This is a genomic window from Prochlorococcus sp. MIT2309 (assembly GCF_059772305.1).
Genome location: NZ_CM186282.1, coordinates 1738919 through 1761667, shown reverse-complemented (window position 1 = coordinate 1761667; position 22749 = coordinate 1738919). Strand labels below are relative to the sequence as shown.

The window sequence follows — 22749 nt, the reverse complement described above, 5'->3', positions numbered from 1 at the left end:
GTTTGTGGTTTTCTCCATGTTAGTTCCAATCAAATCATCAAAGCCCTTCTGCACATGACTTTACGTCTGATTTTTGTCCGTCATGGCTTAAGTACCTTCAATAAAGATCATCGTATTCAGGGACGTAATGATCTGTCCACTCTTACTGAACAGGGGAAATTGCAAGCTATTGCAGCTGGAAAATTTCTATCAACAAGTCCTATTTCCAGAATTTACAGTTCGCCTCTTAAAAGAGCTGCAGAGACAACAAAAGGAATTGTTGAACAGCTTCAAAGTTCAATTATTCCAATTTATACTGACGACTTATTAGAAATTGATCTTGAAGCTTGGAGTGGTCTCACTCGTGATGAAGTTAAGTCAAAATTTCCTGATGCCCACGAGATATGGAAACAAGATCCTGAGCAGCTTGAGATAAAAAGACTTAATGGAGAAACTTATAAACCAGTAAAAGAATTGATGTTACAAGCAGATTCATTCATAAAAAAAATTATTGAATCGCATGAACAAAGTACTAAAGAGAATATTTTGGTAGTTGGGCATAATGCAATTTTAAGATGCTTAATCCTTAATTTACTAAATAATCCGCCACAGGGATTCAGAAAAATTCAAATTGATAATGCTTCCATATCCATAATCAATATTGATAAAAATAACAGAGATCATCGAATGAATCAGCTTGAATGTCTTAATAGCACCAACCATTTAGGCACTGGCATACCAAATAAGAAAAAGAAAGGTCGTCTAATTTTAGTAAGACATGGTGAAACAGATTGGAATCTTGAAGGGCGTTTTCAAGGTCAAATTGACATTTCCCTTAATCATAATGGGAAAAAGCAAGCATCAGCCGCGGGTGATTTTCTAAAAAATACACTCATCACTAAGGCATTTAGCAGTTCAATGAAGAGGCCACAAGAAACTGCTCAAATTATTTTGGATCATCATCCCAACGTAAAATTAAAACTCCTAAATGACCTCGTAGAAATAAGTCATGGCCTTTGGGAGGGAAAACTTGAATCTGAAATAAAAGAAAAATGGACAGAACTGCTTGAGATCTGGAAAGAATCTCCTGAAAAAGTTACAATGCCTCAAGGAGAAAATCTCAAGGAGGTTTGGGAAAGATCAAATAAGTGTTGGAAAGAAATTTGTGAATCTCTTGAAGATCGAGATACTGCTTTAGTTGTAGCTCATGATGCTGTCAACAAAACTATTTTATGCAATATTCTAGGCTTAACAGAAAAAAATATTTGGGCCATTAAGCAAGGGAATGGTGGAATTACTATTATAGATTTTGTTTCTGAAGGAAATCAACTTATTACTTGCTTTAATTTAACCTCACATTTAGGAGGTGTATTTGATACTACGGCTAGCGGAGCGTTGTAGATGTTTCGTACACTTTTTTTTGATAAGATTCAGACTCTTCATGACTCAGTGCAAAATGTTATTGAAGATTCTGCCCTTATTATCGATAATGAACTTAAAGCTTTTGGAGCAGAAGCCAGAAAGATTGCGAAAGAGCGCTCTATAAAAACTCAAAAATGTGATGGTTTACTTCTAGCACCATGCTTAGTAGATCCTCACTCAATTTTAATTTCTCCACTGAATAACCAAATTGAAACTCTTAAGAGTTTGAAAAAGAAGGCCTCTCAAGCTGGTTACGGACAAATAGCTCTTTTACCGAAGGGAAATCTTTGGAGAGATCGGCCAGAGCTTCTTAGTGGATTTAATAGTAAAAACAGTGACATAAGGATTCATCTATGGGGCGCATTAACTCTATCGGGGCTTGGGAGTGAACTTGCTCCACACGCAAATCTACTTGAAGAAGGAGCAATTGGAATAACTGATGGCGATTTTATGCCCGCTGTAGATATTATCCGCAAAGCTATCCTTGCGAATGAAATTGATACTTTTCCAATTCTTTTAGCTCCAAGAGATCAAATAATTCAAAGCAACGGCATTGTCAGAGAAAGCGTTGAGACCCTTCGTGCAGGATGGGAACCAGATCCCATAGATAGTGAGACTCTTCCTCTCTCTCAAATTCTTGAACTTCATAAGAAGTACCCGAGTTCACAAATCAGGATTATGAACTTGTCTACCAAAGAGGGTGCCTTTTTGCTTGATTCTCTGAAATCACCGCCAATTTGTAGTGTTCACTGGTGGCATCTAGTAACAGACAACTCTACTTTAAAAACTTCAGAAATAGGATGGAAAGTTATCCCTTCAATTGGAAGTCCACGAGATAGAGAGGCTTTGAAAAATTCACTTAATAACGGTTTAATTAGTGCTGTTGGCGTAAATAATATTTCCCTAAGTGAGCAAGATATTTTCTACTCCTCAGGGGAACGTCTACCAGGAATTAGTGGTTATAACTTACTTTTACCATGTCTATGGAATGAATTAATTATTAAATCTAATTGGTCTATTAAAAAGCTGTGGGATGCAATTAGTTTTGGCCCTTCAAGATTGCTCAATTTAAAACCCGAAGAATTATCTCTTGAAAGCAGACGATGGCTAATATTTGATCCTGAAGAATGCTGGGTCCAATCAAACAAAAATAATAATTCAAATTGTGTGGCTAATGAACCTCTCAAAAATCAAATTATCAAGGGGAAGGTAATTGCCTGCGGCTTGAGGGAGTGAGAAGACCAACCCTATTAATAGGCCAGAATCTCCAAACAGCTCTACCAATGATTTCCTTGTTAGGCAACATATGACCACCAGGCCATGATCTTGAATCCCAACTGTTAGCACGATTATCTCCTAAAACAAGTACGTGATTGGGAGGAACTACTGTCTGAATAGAATTACATGAGTTCAATATAAGAGTATCTGATTTACAATAAAGAGGCGCATAATTTTCAAAAACCAGCTTTTTATCGATAAATACTTTTCCCCTTCTATCGATAAATACACTATCACCTGAAATTCCAACAACTCTCTTTATGTAAGCATCGCATGCTGGGTCTACAAATCCTGTGAAAAAATTAAAGACAGGAAAAGTTAATAAATTACATTTCCATTTTTGTGGTAAATCATTTTCCCTTTCTGATATCAGTTTTTGATCAAATGAATATGGAGAGTTAAAGACTACTATTTCCCCTCTCTTTGGATTTCTTTGCCTAAAAGTAACTTTTTCAATGAGCAACCTATCATTTATTTTAAGATTTGGAAGCATCGATCCAGAGGGAATATATCTAGCTTCACCAAGAAAAACTCTTATTACAGTGTAAAAGAATATAGTTACAAATAAAGGAGACAAAATATCAGCGAAAGGGTCAAATTTATCAGAATTATCATTCCTTGAACTATTATTGAAAAGTTTATTAAATTCAATTTTTTTTAGTTTGTTCAACATGAAAACTAATTTGATTTTCAATCTTTCATGAAAGATACTTCCAACACCAATATATATCAATCATCTATTTATATTTGCTTTTATACATTTGGCAAGAAGTGATTCAACTGCATCAAAATCTCTCCACCCATCAATTTCTATAACCCTACCCTCGAGACTTTTATGTGTTCTAAAGAATTCAGCAACATCCTCCAACTGATTTGGAGCAATTTGCCTGATACTATTAATATTTTTTTGACGTGGATCTTCTACGGGAACACACAGTATTTTCCCGTCATAAGCTCCAGTATCGTGAAGGTCTAGAACACCAATCGGCCTAGACCTAATCAAGCAACCAGCAAAAGTTGGTTCTTCCATTATGACCATCGCATCAAGAGGAGCTCCGTCTTCGGCAAGTGTATTAGGGATAAATCCATAATCAAATGGATATCGAACAGACGAATGCAAAACTCTATCAAGAGACATGATGCCTGCCTGTTCGCAATATTCATATTTATTCCTACTCCCAGCGGGTATCTCTACAATGAGATTTACCAATCCCTCTGAGGGGCAGGGAGAAATAGTAGTTAAATCCATTGATTTCTCAAGGAAAATTTGTAATTTTGTAAATACATGAAAGATCTACCAAAATAATCTCAGTGGAGCAATCAAGTAATTCAAAGTAAAAATAATAACGTCAGAATTCTAATTTAATAAATTCGTTTGTGATCTAATCTAGTTGCTATGAAATTTTTTTAAAGGAATAATATTTTTTCTATGCGGCAGATCTATCATCAAAATCGGACTTATTAGAGATGTTAGAACTGGGTAACTTTTCTAGTTGCTTTCTGATCTCCCTGAGTTCTTCAAGTATTGAATTAAGAACATTCTGAGTAACCGTAGAGGGTGAATTTAGTACTTCAACGTTTACCTCTTTAATACGAAGAATATCTTTAGCAAAGCGCGCTACCTCATTAGGATGAAAAAGTAGAGGGTCTTTTTGATCTGTTCTGTATTCAGGGTTAAGTTTTCTTGGGTTAAAAGCAGGGTTGATATTCCTGGTGTCTGTATTTGTATACCTATACACAGAGGCCCTGGATCGATTGAGTGTTCTCTGAACTTCCTCAATACCTATCAAAGATTCAGGAGATGATCCGACCGATTGAATTTCGTTATTGATTCCCAAATCTTCAGAGGGTTTAGGAGTTTGTAACGACCCGTTGAACATAGTACTAAAAGTTTTTGTGCTCTCTAAAAATGTTGTCAGAACTTAGCAGATGTATCCCGCTAGTACAAGCAAGAAATATACCGATTTTTTTGAATAAGGTCACTGTTGTAAGAGGATATATTGTTTAGATGACAAAAAGACATCATGAGAGTCTCAAAAATAATGCTTTCAACGCAGAGAAATGTTCCTGCAGAAGCGGAAATAATCTCCCATCAACTTCTCCTACGGGGAGGTTTCATAAAAAGAGTTACCTCGGGTATTTATGCTTATTTACCCCTAATGTGGAAAGTTTTGCAGAAAATTACAAATATTGTTCAGGAAGAGATGAATGAAATTGGTGGATTACAGACATTGCTTCCACAAATTCATCCATCAGAACTTTGGAAGGAGAGTGGAAGATGGGAAGGTTATACAAATGGAGAGGGAATTATGTTCAATCTTAAAGACCGACAGGGTAGAGAAGTCGCTCTTGCCCCGACACACGAAGAGGTCGTCACAAAAATAGCGAAAGAAACACTTCATTCCTACAAACAACTGCCAATTATTCTTTACCAAATACAGACAAAATTTAGAGATGAAATACGCCCAAGATTCGGATTAATGAGAAGCCGTGAATTTATTATGAAAGATGCTTATTCTTTCCACAAAAGTGAGCAAGATTTAAACCTTACTTATAAAAGAATGGATCAAGCATATAAAAATATCTTCCTAAGGTGCGGTTTAAAAACAGTTGCAGTAGAAGCAGACAGTGGAGCAATTGGAGGATCTTCATCACAGGAGTTTATGGTTACGGCTGATTCTGGTGAAGACTTGATTCTTATTAGCAGTGATGGAAGCTACGCCGCAAATCAAGAAAAGGCAATCTCAGAGGCTACTACTCCGGTTAAGATTGCATCCAAATCAAATAAGCCAAAAGAGATCAAAACGCCAGGTCAAAGCAGCATAAAAGACTTATGCAAAGAGCAAAACATTGATGCATCACAAATAATAAAGGTAATAATTAAACTAGCTATTATTGAAGGAGGCAAAAAACAACCAATATTAATAAGTATTAGAGGAGATCAAGAGCTGAATGAGATAAAATTAATTAATGAAATTACTATACATTTAAAAAAATCTTTATTAGATCTTTTACCAGTAACCAATGAACTTTTAGCTAAAGAAGGTCTTGGAGATTTACCATTTGGTTCAATTGGACCTGACTTAAATAATAATTATCTTAAAGATGCATCAAGCTGGGAAAAATACTTTTTAAGATTTACTGATTGTACAGCTTCTAATCTCGATAATTTCGTCTGTGGAGCTAATAAAGTTGACACTCATAGGATTAGTTTCAAATGGGATTTACTAGGTGGTAAAGCAAAAGTTGTTGATATTAGAAAAGCAAATGCGGGAGATAGATGCATTCACGATAATAGACAAATTCTCTCTGAATGTAGAGGCATAGAAGTAGGGCATATTTTTCAGTTAGGAAGAAAGTACTCTAAATCTTTGAATGCTAATTTCACAAATGAGAAAGGTGGTCAAGAACCTTTTTGGATGGGATGTTATGGAATAGGAATTTCAAGACTAGCTCAAGCTGCTGTTGAGCAAAATAATGATGCAAATGGCATCATTTGGCCCTTAACAATATCTCCATTTGAAATCATAATAACCGTTGCAAATATGCAAGATGAAGTACAAACAAAATTGGGAGAAGATTTATATAAAAAATTAATTCATGAAAAAATTGATGTACTTTATGATGATAGAAATGAAAGAGCAGGGATTAAATTCAAAGATGCAGATTTAATTGGGATTCCCTGGAGATTGACTGTGGGTAGAGATTCCAGCATAGGAAAGGTGGAGTTGTTTAACAGATCCACAAATACTGCAGAGATTTTGTCCGCTGAGACTGCTCTTTTAAAAATACTGGGAGAAATAAAAAGTAAAAAAAGGTAATTTTCTCTTTGAAGTTATAGAGTTAGTAAAATAATAATTCAATTCTTAGGGATGATTTACTCAATACAAAAACTTCTCGGCAAGTTTTTCAAGTTTGCATTGTCATTATGTCTTTGCTTTTGCATAAGTTTTTTATCACTGAGTCATGAAGCCATAGCCGGTAAAACCTCCATGACTGGTGACTACACCAAAGACACCATAAACGTTGCAAAAAGCCTCAAAGACAATGTAATCGATGAAATAGCAGACACTGAAGATTCCCTAAGCGGGGAAGAGACTGTTTTTTTAATAACCGACTACATCTCTAGATATAGGAATAGATCTCAAATCAATAAAAGCCTTTCCTTTACAACTATGCAGACAGCATTAAACGCTCTAGCAGGGCACTACAAAACATTTCCCAACAGGCCAGTGCCTGAAAAACTTAAGAATCGTCTGAACGATGAACTATCAAAAGCAGAGGACCTTGTCTTGAAACAAAGCTAAAAGTTAATCTTTTATTCATTTCTTTGACTCAAGTGGGGTGTATCTGTAAATGTAGATCGTTCTGCATTACTACGGCTTAGTGCCGCATAATCCTTGGCAAATGTTGTAGTTATAGGTGCTCAGTGGGGTGACGAGGGCAAAGGCAAAATCACCGATCTTCTAAGCAGATCGGCAGATGTTGTTGTCCGTTACCAAGGAGGAGTTAACGCCGGTCATACAATTGTGGTTGAGGATAAAGTCCTCAAGCTGCATTTAATCCCATCGGGTATCCTCTATCCCAAGACTATATGCTTGATCGGATCGGGAACAGTTGTTGATCCGAAAGTTATGATCAGCGAGATAGAAATGCTGGTGGACAATGATATCGATATTTCTGGCCTTCAACTTGCATCAACAGCGCATGTAACCATGCCCTATCACCGATTACTTGATAAAGAGATTGAGAAAAGTCGTGGCTCTAAAAAAATTGGGACTACTGGTAGAGGAATTGGCCCTACATATGCTGATAAAGCTCAAAGGAACGGTATTAGGGTTATTGATCTTTTGGATAAAGACAAATTAGAGCAGAGACTTGCAACACCTCTTGCAGAAAAGAATGGGATTCTTAAAAAGATTTATGGAGTTTCTCCCTTAGAAATAGATGAAATTATCCAAGAGTATTACGAATACGGGCAAAAACTAAAAACTCATGTTGTTGATTGCACTAGAGCGATACATCAAGCTGCAAAAGATAAAAAAAATATTCTTTTCGAGGGCGCTCAGGGAACTCTCCTAGATCTTGATCATGGGACTTATCCTTTCGTTACGTCATCAAACCCAATTTCTGGAGGTGCATGCATTGGCGCTGGCGTAGGTCCAACTCTTATTGATAGGGTGATTGGTGTAGCCAAGGCCTATACGACCCGAGTCGGAGAGGGTCCATTCCCAACAGAACTTCAGGGAAGTATTAATGATCAACTTTGTGATAGGGGAGGAGAATTTGGGACCACTACAGGAAGAAGAAGAAGATGTGGGTGGTTCGATGGCGTTATTGGTAAGTACGCAGTCGAGGTAAATGGCCTGGATTGTCTAGCAATAACTAAATTGGATGTACTTGATGAGTTAGATGAGATAAAGGTTTGCGTTGCTTATGAACTAAATGGCCAAAAAATTGTGCATTTTCCAAGCAGTGCAGAGGATTTTGAATCTTGTAAGCCCATCTTTAAAACTTTAAAAGGATGGCAATGCTCCACTGCAGATTGCAGACGCCTTGAAGATCTTCCCAAAAAAGCAATGGATTATCTACGTTTTCTAGCTGAACTTATGGAAGTTCCCATCGCAATAGTTTCTCTTGGTGCGAACAGAGATCAAACTATTGTGATAGAAGACCCAATACATGGTCCCAAAAGAGCTCTTTTGAGAAGTTAGTTTTTATTAAAATATTAGTGCTTAACTTTTTATAAATTCAAAGATGGAAAAAACAAAATCAGAGGAAATAAACTCATTCGACATTCTTGGAATTGGTAATGCAATTGTTGATGTACTTGCTCATGCCTCCGAAACTTTTCTCTCAGAACACACATTAAATAAGGGCAATATGACATTAATAGACGAGTCAAAAGCTGAGAAAATATATCTTTCAATGAAAAACTGCACTCAGTCATCTGGTGGATCAGCCGCAAATACTCTCGTAGGAATATCACAATTGGGAGGTAAAGCAGCATTCATTGGAAGAGTTAAGAATGACAAATTGGGAGAAATATTTACTGAAGAAATCAATACAACCGGAACTTTGTTCAAAACGCCTTTTATCAATGAGGGACCGTCAACTGCAAGGTGTTTAATACTGGTGACTCCTGATGCAGAGAGAACTATGTGCACCTACCTGGGTACATCTGTATTTCTTCAGCCAAAAGATTTAAATTATGATCTTATTAGAAACTCAAAAATTCTTTATTTAGAGGGTTATCTCTTTGATTCAGGCGATGCAAAAGAATCATTTTTTAAAGCAGCAAAAATATCAAAAGAAAATATTAATCATAGAGTTGCATTATCTTTGTCAGATACTTTTTGTGTAGACAGGCATCGCGATGGTTTTATTAAACTTTTAAATGATTATGTTGATATTGTTTTTGCAAATGAAAGTGAGATTTTATCTCTTTATGAAAGAAAAAATCTAGAAGAAGCCTTAGATGATTTACAAGGAAAATGTGAAGTTGCAATAATAACTAGGGGCATTGAAGGATCAATTATTCTGACAAAAGAGAATAGAATATATATTGAACCAAAAATATTTGGGAAAGCTATCGACTCTACGGGTGCTGGAGATTTATATGCTGCTGGTTTTCTATATGGTTATATTAATAAAATGGATTTAAAGATATGTGGAGAAATGGGTTCAATATGCTCCGGTCACATAGTCACAAAAATAGGATCAAGAACTGAAACCTCTCTTCATGAACTAATAGATGATAATATCAAGAATTGACTGTATTATTAACCCATTTTTCATAATCAATTGATGATGATGCTCTTAGTAATAGGAATTCAGGATTTTCATATGGATGAATTTTTCTTATCTCTTCGATAAGAATTGACGACCTCTCAAATGTAGTCTTGATTGTTAATTGAATTTCACTCGAGATCTGAATTTCATCTTCCCACCAATATGTAGATTGAATTTCATTTAAACTTATACAAGCCGCTAATTTCTTTTTCAAAATATTATTGCTTAAATCTTCCGCTAATTTTTTGTCATCAATAGAAGTCAATAAGACAATCAAATTCCCTAAAGATTTTTCTTTTACCATTGGAATGAAATAAATAATTTAACCTAGGCAATTTTTGAGAGTTTAAACAAAATTTCTTTTAAAGAAGTAAATTTAGTAATACCAATTAAACTCTCAGGACGCCTTATTAACCATAACTTTAATCTCATATCTGTGGAAATTCTTCTCCACATCTTTTCCGTACGTCCTCCCGATTGTCTACACAAAATTCCAGTAACTCCCCATTTTTTGCACAAAGCTGATTCATAAATACCAATATCTGATCCTAATAGAGGCTTTATTACAGCAATATGCTCAGAGAGTAAACTTGAATTCAAAGCCGTTTTGAGACTTTTTGGATTAGGCAAAACCCTCGCAAATACCTCAGCACCAGCAGCTTTTACAATTTCAACTGCCACTGAAAGTTCTCTTGCCCCAATGGCCATCAAAATTCTTTCCCCTGTCATATCAAAACTTGAAATTTGATCAAGAGAGCTTAAAAAGCTCCCTTCGGAATGTTTCTCAATTGGCCGCTCATAACGAATATATTCAACTCCAGATTTATTGCATGCTGCGAGTAAATCTCTACTAATTCTGGAAGCAAAAGGATGAGTAAGATCAATTACACAATCAAAGCCTCCATTCTTTAACTTTATTTGTCTTAAAAATTTTTCAATCTCAATAACGTTACCAACCTGTCCAATCAAGAGATTTTCTAAGGGCATGTGTGAATATGAAAATGCGGCTTCACACGTAACAACAGACACTGAAACCTTGTATCCCTGATTTAGGAGAGATTCTGCAAAAGGAGGCCCCTCTCCAGTTCCAGTTAACAACCAAATACGTTTCTGGCAATTTCTCTCACATTGCATCAATATAAGCCCCAATACCGATTGAAAAAATGAACCATTGCTTCCTCGAGGTGAAGGTTAAACAAACACCCACAATTCGTTATACCCAAGACAATAAAATACCAATCGCCGAAATGGATGTTCTATTTGAGGGACTTCGTCAAGATGATCCTCCAGCAACAATAAAAGTTGTGGGTTGGGGAGCATTGGCTCAAGAATTGCAAGCCAAAGTTCGTCCTTCTCAAAGGTTAATTATTGAAGGGCGTCTAAGAATGAACACAGTATCAAGACAAGATGGCACTAAAGAAAAGAAAGCTGAATTTACACTCTCAAGAATGCACCAGCTTTCAAATAATGAAATGAATGAATCAAATAATCATTTATCGTCAAATCATATCCAGTCAAATGATCAAATCTCTTCAACTTCCAATCAATCAGATGAATTAAAAAATATTAGTTGGGATGCATCTCCACTGGTTCCTGATTCTGATGAAATACCGTTCTAAAATATTCAAATCAATCCTCAATGAGTTCAGAAGCTCTTGTGAGAAGGTGGCCCAATTCTCGCTCCAAGGCCGCGAGATCAAGACGTAGCTCTGGCCAGCGTCCGCTATCAATTTGCTTTAAAATCCAAGATCTGTCCTTATTTAATTGATCTACCAAATCAGCGTATGATTGATCATTAAAATCTGGTGAATTCATCAGTAATCCAAAAAATCAACTAAACCAAAAAGACAACTTAAGAGCATGAATCCACTCCTATCTCCAGGAAGTATAATGACCGTCGCTGGAGCTCTGCTGTCAGTTATTGGGCTTATTGCATATTTTACTAATGCAACGAACCTTAGCGTGCCAACTTTTTTTTACGGAGTTCCAATTTTATTAATTGGCTTATCATTGAAAACAGTTGAACTTCCCCCTGCCAAGAGAGTTAATCAGAATATTGATAAAAAACTATTATCTTCAGAAAATTCATTAGAGCTGAAAAAAGTTGTTAATGACGTTACAGGATGGAAGTATGGGCCTGCAGCTCACTTAGAGTCTTCACTCAAGGTTCTTCAATTATGGGATATCGACAACCCACCACAACTACTTGAGGTTGAAGAACTATCCATTAACGACGGATATGGAATACGCTTAAGGTTCGAAACTGCGGCTGTTCCTTTAGAGCGTTGGGAAGAGAAGAAGGATCGTTTGGGTAGGTTTTTTGCCAAAAATCTCATCGCAGAGATCACTTCCCCTTCCACAGGGATATTAGATTTAGTACTTTCTCCTCAACCGACAAAAGAACCAGATACAGAAACATGAATACAGCTAAGTCTGATATGAGTCATGAATCATCAGATTCAGATAAAAACATTAGTAAGAATATTGATTCACAAAGAGTTTCTGTTCTTAGTGAAGCGTTGCCATACATCCAACGTTTTTCAGGAAAAAGAATTGTTATAAAATACGGTGGAGCAGCAATGACTCATGAGAGTCTTCAACATGCAACTCTTAGAGACATAGCTCTTTTATCAACAGTTGGTGTTCAACCAGTTGTCATTCATGGTGGTGGTCCTGAAATTAACCTTTGGTTAAAAAAGCTTGGCATTGACAGCTCATTTAAAAATGGATTGAGGATAACTGATGATAAAACAATGGATATTGTAGAGATGGTACTTATCGGTAGAGTCAATAAAAAAATTGTAAGTGGCATTAACAAGCTTGGTGCAAATTCTGTTGGCCTTTGTGGCCTTGATGGAAAACTTATTGAAGCATCACCCTTGGATTCAGAGGCTTATGGACGAGTTGGTGAGATATCAAAAATTAATATCGATGTGCTTGAGCCAATTTTATCAAAAGGATATGTACCTGTCATATCAAGTGTTGCAGCAACAGAAAGCGGTCAGTCTCTTAATATCAATGCAGATACTATTGCGGGGGAAATAGCCGTAGCACTTGGAGCCGAAAAGCTTATACTCTTGACGGATACTCCTGGAATACTAAAGAATCAGGACCATCCGTCATCCTTGATCAACAAGATCAACAAAAAGGAATTACAAAAGCTTGTCGATAATGGTGTTATCGATGGTGGTATGCTCCCAAAATCGCAATGCTGTATGCATGCATTATCTAACGGAGTTCTTGCTTCTCATATAATTGATGGAAGAGTACCGCATGCACTCCTTTTAGAGGTTTTAACAGACACAGGTATAGGGACTATGGTGGTTGCAGAATAGATAAATGGACATAAGTTCCACAATCTTAGAAGTTAAAAAATCACTCCAAAGAGGCGACTACAGTCATAGCTTGGATATTCTCGAGTCTCTATCAAAAAAACATTCTGCAAGCAGCCAGGTAGGGGCTGAGATTCAACTTCTCATGGTGACAGCTTTTCTTGGCCAAGGCAAAGATCAAAAAGCTTTAGATAAATGCAAATTGCTTGAAAAAGTTAAAGATCCAAGTATCCGTGAACAAGCAAAACAATTAATCTCAATACTAGAGGCTCCTTATTTGCCGAGACCAGAAAATTGGTCAATTAAAATACCAGATTTAAACTTTGAGTCGTCTACTTTCTCAGTAAGGAAGTCTACAAAAAAAAAGAAAAAAACAATCACTTACCCTCCAACGGGTTCTACCAAGGCACTGGATTTTGGATTCTTACTTCTACTTTTGATTGTCCTATTGCTTTTGACATTTTATTTAAGCAAATGACCAGATCATAAATTTCTTCTCTATAGATTCAATGGGTCTGGATCTACAGAAAGACTTACATCTTGAGGTAGAGCTGCCCAAAGATCAGGGCCATATGGAAGTGGCAAACGACTTGATTCAGGGCCATGAAGCAGTATTTGCCAGCGACTCCGCCCAGCAATCCTTGATATCTGGGCGGGCGCAGGCCCAGAAATGGTCCACCCTTTTTTTTCACAATACGGTTTAATTTTCTTAAGCAGTTCTGATGCCGCTGAGGCTGTAAGTGATTCAGATCCTCCAGAAAGTCTCAGTAAACAAGCTCGGCTGTAAGGAAATAAACCGGATTTTTTTCTTAATTCTGATTCACTCTTTAGAAATTGCTCATAGGAACCATTTTTTAAATGAGTAATAACAGGATGCTCAGGACAATAGGTTTGTACGATTACATCTCCGAGCCGATCACCTCTTCCTGCTCGTCCTGCTAATTGCATAAACAATTGAAGAGCCTGCTCCTCTGCTGACAGATCTGGGCGATGGAGTACTCCATCCGCAGCCAGAACAACTGCAAGAGTTACATTTGGGAGATCCATTCCCTTTGCCAACATTTGGGTCCCCACAAGAATGTCGGCTTCTTGTGATGCAAATTTATCTAGAATTTTCCGATGGCCTTCTTTCCCTGTAGTTGAGTCCCTATCAAATCTCATGATTTTTAAGTCTTTAAGCTCCTTCTCAAGATGCTCCATTACCCTTTGTGTTCCAGCGCCGAACGGTTTGAATGCAATTGATCCACATGAGCTACAAGTATTTCTAATGTCTTCTTTATGATCACACCAATGACAACGTAGCCATTTATATTTATGGAGAGTCTGATGAATAGTCAAGGCAACATCACAATGAGGGCACTGGACAACTTCTCCACAACTTCGGCAACTCAAAAAACTACTATATCCACGCTTTGGAACAAGTATCACTGCTTGTTCATTGGAATCTTTGAGTTTTTGAAGACGATTAAGCAATCTATAACTTAATAATCGTCTATTTCCCCTAGCCAATTCATCTCTCATATCAATGACATCGACATAGGGCAATGGCTTCTGTGAGATTCTTCTTTCTAATTTCGCCAATAAAATTTTTCCATCAGGAACAAGCCTCTTCCATGTTGCTAATGAAGGTGTTGCACTCCCTAAAATGACTTTTGCCCCATCAAATTCTGCTCTGCTAAGTGCTATTTCACGGGCGTGATAGCAGGGCATAGGGGATTCTTGCTTATAGGAAGTGTCATGCTCCTCATCAAGAACTATCACTCCCAGAGGAGCTAAAGGTAAAAAGACTGAGGACCTAGTGCCTATTACTATCTTAGGTTCATCTGTCTCTAATATTTTTTTCCAAACCTCAATACGTTCCCTTTTACTTCTATTACTGTGATATTCCAAAACACGTTTACCAAATCTATTAGAGAATCTGTCAACCAATTGCGGTATTAGACCAATTTCAGGAGTCAAAATAAGACAATGCTTTCCTTTTTGAATTTCTTTTGAGGCAATTTGCAAATAGACTTCCGTTTTACCTGAACCTGTCACTCCCCATAGTAAAAGTGCAGAGCCTTTGAGCATTCCGTTGTAGGAATCTACCGCTGACTTTTGTTCTTTAGTTAAAACCTGCTCTTTCTCTAATAATTCTGATAAGTCAGTCTGCTGAGAAATCAGTGTATCGCAAATATCTTTTCTTTCTTTTTTCTCCTTTTGTCCACCTCCTTTCTTAATAAAATTATTTACTAGGACATTTGAAAACCCCATTTTATTAAGGGTTCTCAACCAAGCACCACCTCCTGATTCTCTTAGAAAATTCTCTAAATCTTTTTGTCTTTTAGTGACATTATTTTGAGATTTTTCTATATCCAAAAGACTTATCCACCAATGTAATTTGGGCGCAAATGATTTATTTTTATTTTGTCCTAGCCACCCTGGTGGCAAAGCAGTTTTTAGCATTCTGAATCTACTTGTAAAGCAATCCAATGCCATTTGATCGATCCATTGACTCCAATTAGGATCAACAGCGGCAGGTTGGATTAACGCCTCAATATTTAATAGGGTGAATTGATTTGATGCGTTATCCTCAGAAAAATTAGTTTGATGTTGTGAAACCACCCTTTTGCCTACAACTAATCCATTTGTAAAATTTTTCTTCAATCTTACTCTGACCAAATCACCAGTATTTACCCCTAGCCCGAGACCATCTTTATACGTAAAACACTTTCCATCTCGCCCAATTTGAATCAAAACATCTAACTCTGTGTATTCCATATGATTGTCAATACTTGCCTAGTTTGAAACTTTTTCATAAACTTAAATTGTAAGCAACAAAAAAGCTGTTGCTGAGAGAGTATAGGATTTTGTTCAGAGGGTAGACCCGAAGCTCATGCAAAAGTGATCAATCACTTTCAGTTGAGCCGGTCTGAGAAAGCCCCAGACAATCTTTACTCAATCAATACTTAAACTAGCCATTTTCAACATCAAGAACTAGTAGTTCAACCTATCCACAAAATTTGAATCATTAAAATTTCACGTTTTAATGCTTTTTATTTTTTGTGAGCTTAACGTCGAACTCACATTGTTGTTGAGAATTATCTAATCAAGTGCTTAGACATAAGTCTTAAAAAATCTACTCCCTTTTACTTTTGACATGAATACCTCTGCCACCACTGAAACATCCACACCAAAAGAGGCAAAAGTCTTCCGGACAGATTCCACTGATGTCGCCCTAGGGAAAGAGTTAAGCACCAAAACAAAGAAAAAGAAAGTCGTAAAAACTAAAACATCAAACCAAAAGAAAAAAAGTGCTAACAAAAATAAAAAAATTACTACAAACCATACAATCGCTCAATCCAAAGAACTTGATAAAGCAGCAGATGAATTGCTCATCTCAGCAAGCGAGGAATCAGTCAATTCTTATTTAGATGCAGAAACCAGTGAAACAGACTCTCAAAATGCTTCTGATTTTGAATTAGATGCACGAGCTAAAGCCCTTGCAAGCATCAAGATAGGACCTAAAGGGGTCTACACAGAAGACTCTATAAGAGTATATCTTCAAGAAATTGGAAGAATAAGATTACTTAGACCTGATGAAGAAATTGAACTGGCAAGAAAAATTGCTGATCTTCTACAACTTGAGGAATTAGCTGCACAATTTGAAAGCGAGAATAGTCATTATCCTTCGACGAAAGAGTGGGCGGCATTGGTTTCAATGCCATTGATGAAATTTCGTAGAAGATTGATGCTTGGTAGACGGGCAAAGGAAAAAATGGTGCAATCAAATCTTCGTTTGGTGGTGTCCATAGCTAAAAAATATATGAACAGAGGCCTTTCGTTTCAAGATTTAATTCAAGAAGGAAGCCTTGGGCTGATCCGTGCGGCAGAAAAATTTGATCATGAAAAAGGTTATAAGTTCTCCACTTATGCGACCTGGTGGATTCGACAGGCGATTACAAGAGCAATAGCTGACCAGAGTCGAACAATAAGATTGCCCGTTCATCTCTACGAAACTATTTCGAGGATCAAAAAAACAACTAAGGTACTCAGTCAAGAATTTGGCAGAAAGCCCACTGAAGAGGAAATCGCTGAGAGCATGGAAATGACAATAGAAAAGCTTCGTTTTATTGCTAAAAGTGCCCAGCTCCCAATTTCACTTGAAACTCCTATTGGGAAAGAAGAAGATTCTAGACTAGGCGACTTTATTGAAGCCGATATTGAGAACCCAGAACAAGATGTTGCTAAAACTCTCTTAAGAGAGGATCTTGAAGGTGTTCTTGCAACACTTAGCCCAAGAGAAAGAGATGTGCTTCGACTCAGATATGGCCTTGACGATGGAAGAATGAAAACACTTGAAGAAATTGGACAAATTTTTGATGTAACACGAGAGAGAATTAGACAAATAGAGGCAAAGGCCTTAAGGAAACTTCGCCATCCAAATAGGAATGGAGTACTTAAGGAATACATAAAGTTGAATTAAATTTCTACAAAGGTAAGCAGCGTTTAATATCAATAATTCAAATAAAGAGTTTTTGAAAAAGTGAATTCTGGAAGTCTTGAGTTTATTGTAAACAGGTAAGAATTTTGACTAATGACGCTTGACCAACTGCGTATTGCCTCCCGCAGGAGCCAGCTGGCTATGGTTCAGACTGAGTGGGTAAAAGAAGAGCTTTCAAAAACACACCCTGGGCTGGAAATATCCATTGAAGCAATGGCAACCCAAGGAGACAAAATTCTTGATGTAGCCTTAGCAAAAATTGGAGATAAAGGCCTTTTTACGAAAGAACTTGAAGCTCAAATGTTAATTGGTCGAGCAGACATAGCAGTTCACTCATTAAAAGATCTGCCTACTAATCTTCCAAATGGGTTGATACTTGGTTGTGTCACAGAAAGGGAAGATCCAGCTGATGCTTTGGTGGTTAATAAAAAAAATGAAGAGTACAAATTAGAAACTTTGCCCTCTGGATCCATTGTTGGAACAAGTTCTTTAAGACGACTTGCTCAGCTGAGATACCATTTCCCCCACCTTAAATTTAAAGATGTCAGAGGAAATGTAATCACCAGATTGCAAAAGTTAGATTCTGGAGAATATGACTGCTTAATACTCGCAGCAGCTGGGTTAACAAGGCTTGGATTTAGCAATCGAATCCATGAAATCATTCCAGGGAACATATCCCTTCATGCCGTTGGCCAAGGGGCACTCGGTATCGAATGCGTGGAAGGAAACAATGAGGTACTCAAAATAATTAAAAGTCTGCAACATGAACAAACATCATTGAGATGTTTGGCTGAGAGGTCCTTTTTAAGAGAACTTGAAGGTGGCTGCCAGGTGCCAATTGGAGTAAATAGCAAGGTCTCAGAGGATAAGATTACTCTTGAAGGTATGGTTGCAAGCCTTGACGGAAAAAATCTTATTCGAGATTTCAAAAGTGGGCCTAAATCTGATCCTGAATCAATTGGAATAGAGCTTGCAGAAATATTAAAATCTCAAGGAGCGGGCGAAATTCTCAAAGAAATATTTGAGAATGAAAGATCTTAACTTTCTATTTAATTAGTTAACTTTGGATCGATATCAGAAAGATATCTCTCTTCACAGCTTTCGATAATCTTAATTGCTTTATCAATTCCAAAAAAACCATTAACCCTGCATGTTCCTGGTTTTTTTAGGTCTTTATAGTGTTCCCAATAGTATGTAGTTTCTTTAATCCAATGATCACCAAGTTGTTCGAAACTCACTATATGATCCATTCTCTTATCATCGGCTATCACCGCAATTATCTTGTCGTCAACTTCCCCACCATCATCAAAAGTCATAACCCCAATAATTCTTGCTTCAACTACAGAGCCGGGAATTAACGGCTCCGTTACTCCAACAATCTCAATATCAAGTGGATCGCCGTCCTCATCCCAAGTTCGAGGGATACATCCATAAGCAAATGGATATGCCAAAGACGAATAACCTACCCTATCTAATTTTAGATGTCCTGTTTCAGTGATTAGCTCGTACTTATTAATGGTATTTGAGTTTAATTCCACGATAGTATTGACTTTTTTATCTAATTTGTCTGCAAATGCTGGGAGCACATGAAGAAGATTAGGCATTAACCTGCTTGGAGCCTGATCTAAATTGGCCATTTAAAAATGAATTTCAAAAATTCATCTTACGATTACGAGGTATGAGATAAAAGGTCCAGCTTATTTTCTAAATAATTTAAAAAACTCTCGCTTGAAAGTTTTTGTCCAGAGACTTTCTCTACAAGTTCCTCTGCATTAACCTGCCTACCGTGACAGTGAACATTTGAGCGCAACCAATCAATTAAATTTGCCTCATTTTTAGATCGAATGCAGTTACCTATGGGGTCTTTCCCTTCAATTCCCTTTAGGTTGAGGTCACAAGACATTTTCTCAGATAATTGAGCGCTTATGAGATGTCCAAGAAGATATGAAGGGAAATAACCAAATGCTCCCTCACTCCAGTGAACATCTTGAAGACATCCCTCACTATCGTTAGAGGGACATACACCTAGCAAATCCTGATAACGCCTATTCCATTCGTTAGGTAAAGATTCAACCTCAAGTCCTTGTTCAAGAAGAGCAATTTCCAGATCTGTTCGTATAAGAATGTGCAAGCCATAACTTAATTCATCAGCTTCAACCCTATTTAAGCCTGGAGTTAAAGGGTTCATTGCTCTCCATAAATCATGCGCTGAATCTATTTTTGCTCCAAATTCTACGAAATCTCTCCAAAATCTTTCTGCGAAATCAAAACTCCTTGCAACTCTGTTCTCCCAAAAAAGAGACTGACTCTCATGAACTCCCATTGAAGTGGCTTGACCAAGAGGCCATGCAAACCACTGATGAGTTTGAGATGGCAAACCCTGCTCGTAAAGAGAGTGTCCCCATTCATGTGCAGTTGCCAGGAAACATGAAAGAGGTTGACCCTTTACGACTCTTGTTGTAATTCTGAAATCATTTGGACCAAGCGTTATTGAAAAAGGATGAGGAGATCTTGCAATTGCAGTTCTTTTAATATCCCTAGACCAACCTGAAAGTAATTTCTCGCATAATCTCTCCTGAGAATTTTCCGTCAAATCCCATGATTTTTTTTGTGGCAATTCCTGTGATTTAAGCCTATCAATTAATTCAGGGAGAGCTTTTCTAAGTGGAAAAAACAGCTCTTGAAGTCTATTAATGGTAATGTCCGGCTCAAATGGTTGAGCAAGAGTTTCCCAACAACTTCTAGGTTCAGAAAGTTGTTGGGATTGTTCTTGCCGTAATGAAATAATTTTTTTGAGAATCGGTGCAAAATAAGAAAAGTCTGATTTATTTCTTGCTTCTCTCCAATATGTGTAACCCTCGGTTTTTGCAATAGCCAACTCAGCAACCAAAGCAGGATCAAGACTTCTTTGACGCCTCAAGTCATTTTCAAGAAGTTCAATGTTTCGAGAACGTTCCAGTGTTTGAATTTCGCTCAATTTGTTTAGTGAAACATCTGAGGTGTATTCATCTTTTGCGCTTTCTAAAAGCTCCTTGAAGTAATCACTACTTTGTCGGGTGTGTAACAAGCGAGCAAGAAGGCTCAGTTGTTCTCCCCTCCAATTTGATCCCGCAGAGGGCATTCCAGTATTTTGATCCCAATAAAGAGTGCTTTGAATTGAACCTAGCAATTGAGTTTCTCTTAAGTACTTCCCAAGAAGACTCCAGGCAGATGAAGACAATTTTTTTCTTTTCTAGTTTCTTTTAGCCTAGTGTGAGATTCAACATTCATAATGATTTTTTTTTGATGCTTGGACTAATCTTTGAAAAATTGCATTTATAAAATGACAAACATACGAGAAAGGATTAACTCCCATCTACCAATAGTTCTTGAACTACTTAGAACTTTTTCCTTAATTGTCATTGCTTTATCTGCCATTTGTGGCTCACAGTCCTTAAAAAAACTTTCTGGGAATATTGAATTAACTGATCAGCCTTCACAAGTAAATTTAAAATTTTAAAAATATTGAAGATACTTGTCCTATCTTTACTAAGTTTTTAAAGTGAATCAAGTTACAGATGAGATTACTTTTCGCACTTCATGTGATGGATTTATAGACATAACAGAATCCCTAAATGTATGGGTAAAAAATAATAAAATTCAAAAAGGAATACTACTAGTTTTTCTAAAACATACAAGCTGTAGCTTAACTATTAATGAAAATGCAGATTCAAGAGTTCTTGAGGATTTGTATTGCTATCTAAATTCAATAGTCCCCGAGGAACAATATTGCTCTCTTGATAATAAGAGAAGCCCAAACAAATATCTTCATTCAGAAGAGGGCGTTGATGACATGCCTGCTCATATAAAAACCATGCTTACAAATACTAATTTAACTCTGAGTATTATCTCAAATAAAATATCTCTAGGCACTTGGCAAGCAATTTATCTATGGGAGCATCGTTACCAAGGAAGTGAAAGAAAATTAATTCTGCATGCAATTGGTGATTTATTTTAAAAAATATACTGGAACTATATACATGCATTAAAGTGAGAGGGTTAATAAAAAAGTAATGAATTCAAATCTACTTAGCCAAGAGGAAGTTAATTTATTTCTGAGTAAAAATTCATACTGGAAATTTTCTAATAATATGATTATAAGAAAATTTGAATTTTCAAACTTTATTGAGGCATTTGCTTTTATGATGAAAGTAGCATTAACCTGCGAAAAACTGAACCATCATCCAAACTGGAATAATGTTTATTCAATTGTAGAGATTGGATTAACCACCCATGACCTTGGAGGCGTTAGTAAATTAGATATTATTTTAGCTCAATCAATAGATAAACTATATATAAATAAATAGTTGTATAATTTTTACATTTAAAATCATTACATCCCTGCTAATCTAAAAAAAATAAATCATGAAGATGATTCAAGAAACTGAATTCACTCAAAATAATAGTCAAAGAAAAATACCCGTTACTATTCTTACAGGCTTTCTTGGCGCGGGTAAAACTACTCTTTTAAATCATATAATAAATAGGCAAAATGGTCTTAATACAGCAGTTCTTGTTAACGAGTTTGGTGAGATTGGAATAGATAATGAACTAATAATTACTACTGGTGAAGATATGATTGAATTAAGTAATGGTTGCATTTGCTGTTCCATAAATGGTGAACTTCTTGAAGCTATAGAAAAAATACTTAAGCGAAGAGATTCAATAGATTATCTAATAGTTGAGACCACTGGTTTAGCAGATCCCCTACCTGTAGCGATGACTTTTTTAGGTAGTGAATTAAGAGATAGTACGCGATTAGATTCAATTATTACTTTAGTTGATGCTGAAAATTTCAATGAGGAAATTATATCCAGTGAAGTAGGGCGAGCACAGATTATTTATGGTGATATTTTAGTACTTAATAAATGTGATTTGGTTACAGAAAAAAGACTAATTGAAGTTGAAAACAAGTTAAAGGATATCAAAAATGAGCCAAGAATACTCAGAACAATTAAAGGTAACACATCAATTTCAATGCTTCTAAGTGTAGGTTTATTCCAGACAGATATAGTTGCAAAAAATCAAACTATAGAGCATAAAGTTCATAGCGAAGATGAACATGAACATAAACATAAACATGAACATGAACATGAACATGAACATGAAATAGAGGGTTTTACTTCCGTTTCATTTCAAGTTGAATCTCCATTCTCTCTCAGAAAATTCCAAGATTTTCTAGACAATCAACTTCCAAGTGAAGTTTTTAGAGCAAAAGGTATTCTTTGGTTTAGTGAAAGCGAAAGGAGACATGTTTTTCACCTCTCTGGGAAAAGGTTTTCATTAGAGGACAGTGATTGGAAAACAGAAAAAAAGAATCAAATAGTGTTAATAGGTAAAAATTTAAATCAAAGCCAAATAAAATCTAAATTAAAAAAATGTATTTATCAAGAAACCACTCAAGACTCTTAAAATTTAAAATAA

The 22749-nt window shown here is 36.5% G+C and carries 25 protein-coding genes; 16 read left to right on the top strand and 9 right to left on the bottom strand.

Going from position 1 to position 22749, the window contains the following annotated elements; translation table 11 throughout:
- Positions 1-54 precede the first annotated feature (54 nt).
- A complete protein-coding gene (locus AC6EJA_RS09640; RefSeq protein ID WP_498502441.1) occupies positions 55-1380 on the top strand; it encodes a histidine phosphatase family protein in 1326 nt (441 codons plus the stop codon).
- Positions 1381-2637: an amidohydrolase family protein gene (locus tag AC6EJA_RS09635; protein ID WP_498502440.1), complete on the top strand. Its 1257-nt coding sequence runs from the start codon at positions 1381-1383 to the stop codon at positions 2635-2637. It begins immediately after the preceding gene.
- On the opposite strand, the gene lepB is transcribed toward AC6EJA_RS09635, so the two are convergent.
- The 3 genes from lepB to AC6EJA_RS09620 form a co-directional block, all read right to left on the bottom strand.
- Complete coding sequence (lepB, locus tag AC6EJA_RS09630; protein ID WP_498502439.1) at positions 2600-3352, bottom strand: signal peptidase I; 753 nt, start codon at positions 3350-3352, stop codon at positions 2600-2602. The two genes, AC6EJA_RS09635 and lepB, sit on opposite strands and share 38 nt — an antisense overlap.
- 60 nt (positions 3353-3412) lie before the next feature.
- Positions 3413-3928, bottom strand: coding sequence for an inorganic diphosphatase (locus AC6EJA_RS09625; protein ID WP_498502438.1), 516 nt, complete (start codon positions 3926-3928; stop codon positions 3413-3415).
- Between the two features lie 178 nt (positions 3929-4106).
- Positions 4107-4559 carry a DUF8631 domain-containing protein gene (locus AC6EJA_RS09620; RefSeq protein WP_498502437.1) on the bottom strand — a complete coding sequence of 151 codons (453 nt, stop codon included), beginning with the start codon at positions 4557-4559 and terminating at the stop codon, positions 4107-4109.
- A gap of 144 nt (positions 4560-4703) precedes the next feature.
- On the opposite strand from AC6EJA_RS09620, the gene AC6EJA_RS09615 reads away from it, so the two are divergent.
- From AC6EJA_RS09615 to AC6EJA_RS09600, 4 genes are all read left to right on the top strand, one after another.
- Positions 4704-6500, top strand: a complete 1797-nt coding sequence (locus AC6EJA_RS09615; protein WP_498502436.1) for a proline--tRNA ligase — start codon at positions 4704-4706, stop codon at positions 6498-6500.
- A gap of 51 nt (positions 6501-6551) precedes the next feature.
- Positions 6552-6986, top strand: a complete 435-nt coding sequence (psb27, locus tag AC6EJA_RS09610; RefSeq protein WP_498502435.1) for a photosystem II protein Psb27 — start codon at positions 6552-6554, stop codon at positions 6984-6986.
- Positions 6987-7079: 93 nt separating this feature from the next.
- Positions 7080-8393 (top strand): adenylosuccinate synthase, encoded by a 1314-nt coding sequence (locus AC6EJA_RS09605; RefSeq protein WP_498502434.1) that lies wholly within the window; start codon positions 7080-7082, stop codon positions 8391-8393.
- A gap of 43 nt (positions 8394-8436) precedes the next feature.
- The gene (locus tag AC6EJA_RS09600; RefSeq protein ID WP_498502433.1) at positions 8437-9453 is read left to right on the top strand and encodes an adenosine kinase; all 1017 of its coding nucleotides are present in this window, start codon (positions 8437-8439) and stop codon (positions 9451-9453) included.
- On the opposite strand, the gene cutA is transcribed toward AC6EJA_RS09600, so the two are convergent.
- Both cutA and AC6EJA_RS09590 read right to left on the bottom strand, forming a co-directional pair.
- Complete coding sequence (gene cutA, locus AC6EJA_RS09595; RefSeq protein WP_498502432.1) at positions 9443-9736, bottom strand: divalent-cation tolerance protein CutA; 294 nt, start codon at positions 9734-9736, stop codon at positions 9443-9445. The genes AC6EJA_RS09600 and cutA overlap by 11 nt on opposite strands.
- Positions 9737-9798: 62 nt before the next feature.
- Positions 9799-10605, bottom strand: a complete 807-nt coding sequence (locus tag AC6EJA_RS09590) for a precorrin-6A/cobalt-precorrin-6A reductase (protein WP_498502431.1) — start codon at positions 10603-10605, stop codon at positions 9799-9801.
- A gap of 29 nt (positions 10606-10634) precedes the next feature.
- On the opposite strand from AC6EJA_RS09590, the gene AC6EJA_RS09585 reads away from it, so the two are divergent.
- A complete protein-coding gene (locus AC6EJA_RS09585; RefSeq protein ID WP_498502430.1) occupies positions 10635-11090 on the top strand; it encodes a single-stranded DNA-binding protein in 456 nt (151 codons plus the stop codon).
- Positions 11091-11100: 10 nt separating this feature from the next.
- On the opposite strand, the gene AC6EJA_RS09580 is transcribed toward AC6EJA_RS09585, so the two are convergent.
- Positions 11101-11286, bottom strand: coding sequence for a DUF8666 family protein (locus tag AC6EJA_RS09580; RefSeq protein ID WP_498502429.1), 186 nt, complete (start codon positions 11284-11286; stop codon positions 11101-11103).
- 45 nt (positions 11287-11331) lie between these two features.
- Between AC6EJA_RS09580 and AC6EJA_RS09575 the strand changes: the two genes are divergently transcribed.
- Genes AC6EJA_RS09575 through AC6EJA_RS09565 form a run of 3 tightly spaced genes read left to right on the top strand, consistent with a single transcriptional unit; the run spans position 11332 to position 13281 of the window.
- Positions 11332-11892, top strand: a complete 561-nt coding sequence (locus AC6EJA_RS09575) for a DUF2854 domain-containing protein (RefSeq protein WP_498502428.1) — start codon at positions 11332-11334, stop codon at positions 11890-11892.
- Positions 11893-11909: 17 nt separating this feature from the next.
- Entirely contained in the window at positions 11910-12806 is an 897-nt protein-coding gene (gene argB, locus AC6EJA_RS09570) for an acetylglutamate kinase (protein WP_498503594.1), read from the top strand.
- 4 nt (positions 12807-12810) lie between these two features.
- A complete protein-coding gene (locus AC6EJA_RS09565; RefSeq protein ID WP_498502427.1) occupies positions 12811-13281 on the top strand; it encodes a hypothetical protein in 471 nt (156 codons plus the stop codon).
- Positions 13282-13301: 20 nt separating this feature from the next.
- Here AC6EJA_RS09565 and priA read toward each other — a convergent pair whose 3' ends face one another.
- Positions 13302-15563: a replication restart helicase PriA gene (gene priA / locus AC6EJA_RS09560; protein WP_498502426.1), complete on the bottom strand. Its 2262-nt coding sequence runs from the start codon at positions 15561-15563 to the stop codon at positions 13302-13304.
- A gap of 379 nt (positions 15564-15942) precedes the next feature.
- Between priA and rpoD the strand changes: the two genes are divergently transcribed.
- Together rpoD and hemC are read left to right on the top strand one after the other, a co-directional pair.
- A complete protein-coding gene (rpoD, locus tag AC6EJA_RS09555; RefSeq protein ID WP_498502425.1) occupies positions 15943-17268 on the top strand; it encodes an RNA polymerase sigma factor RpoD in 1326 nt (441 codons plus the stop codon).
- Between the two features lie 111 nt (positions 17269-17379).
- Positions 17380-18327 (top strand): hydroxymethylbilane synthase, encoded by a 948-nt coding sequence (gene hemC, locus AC6EJA_RS09550; protein WP_498502424.1) that lies wholly within the window; start codon positions 17380-17382, stop codon positions 18325-18327.
- Positions 18328-18335: 8 nt separating this feature from the next.
- Here hemC and AC6EJA_RS09545 read toward each other — a convergent pair whose 3' ends face one another.
- Positions 18336-18923, bottom strand: a complete 588-nt coding sequence (locus AC6EJA_RS09545; RefSeq protein WP_498502423.1) for an inorganic diphosphatase — start codon at positions 18921-18923, stop codon at positions 18336-18338.
- Between the two features lie 32 nt (positions 18924-18955).
- Positions 18956-20506 carry a carboxypeptidase M32 gene (locus AC6EJA_RS09540; RefSeq protein WP_498502422.1) on the bottom strand — a complete coding sequence of 517 codons (1551 nt, stop codon included), beginning with the start codon at positions 20504-20506 and terminating at the stop codon, positions 18956-18958.
- A gap of 102 nt (positions 20507-20608) precedes the next feature.
- Between AC6EJA_RS09540 and AC6EJA_RS09535 the strand changes: the two genes are divergently transcribed.
- The 4 genes from AC6EJA_RS09535 to AC6EJA_RS09520 all read left to right on the top strand — a co-directional run bounded on the left by AC6EJA_RS09535 (position 20609) and on the right by AC6EJA_RS09520 (position 22737).
- Positions 20609-20785 carry a hypothetical protein gene (locus tag AC6EJA_RS09535; RefSeq protein WP_498502421.1) on the top strand — a complete coding sequence of 59 codons (177 nt, stop codon included), beginning with the start codon at positions 20609-20611 and terminating at the stop codon, positions 20783-20785.
- A 42-nt stretch (positions 20786-20827) separates the two neighbouring features.
- Positions 20828-21283, top strand: coding sequence for a secondary thiamine-phosphate synthase enzyme YjbQ (locus tag AC6EJA_RS09530; RefSeq protein WP_498502420.1), 456 nt, complete (start codon positions 20828-20830; stop codon positions 21281-21283).
- A gap of 55 nt (positions 21284-21338) precedes the next feature.
- Complete coding sequence (locus AC6EJA_RS09525) at positions 21339-21632, top strand: 4a-hydroxytetrahydrobiopterin dehydratase (RefSeq protein WP_498502419.1); 294 nt, start codon at positions 21339-21341, stop codon at positions 21630-21632.
- A 64-nt stretch (positions 21633-21696) separates the two neighbouring features.
- Entirely contained in the window at positions 21697-22737 is a 1041-nt protein-coding gene (locus tag AC6EJA_RS09520) for a CobW family GTP-binding protein (protein WP_498502418.1), read from the top strand.
- Positions 22738-22749: the final 12 nt, after the last annotated feature.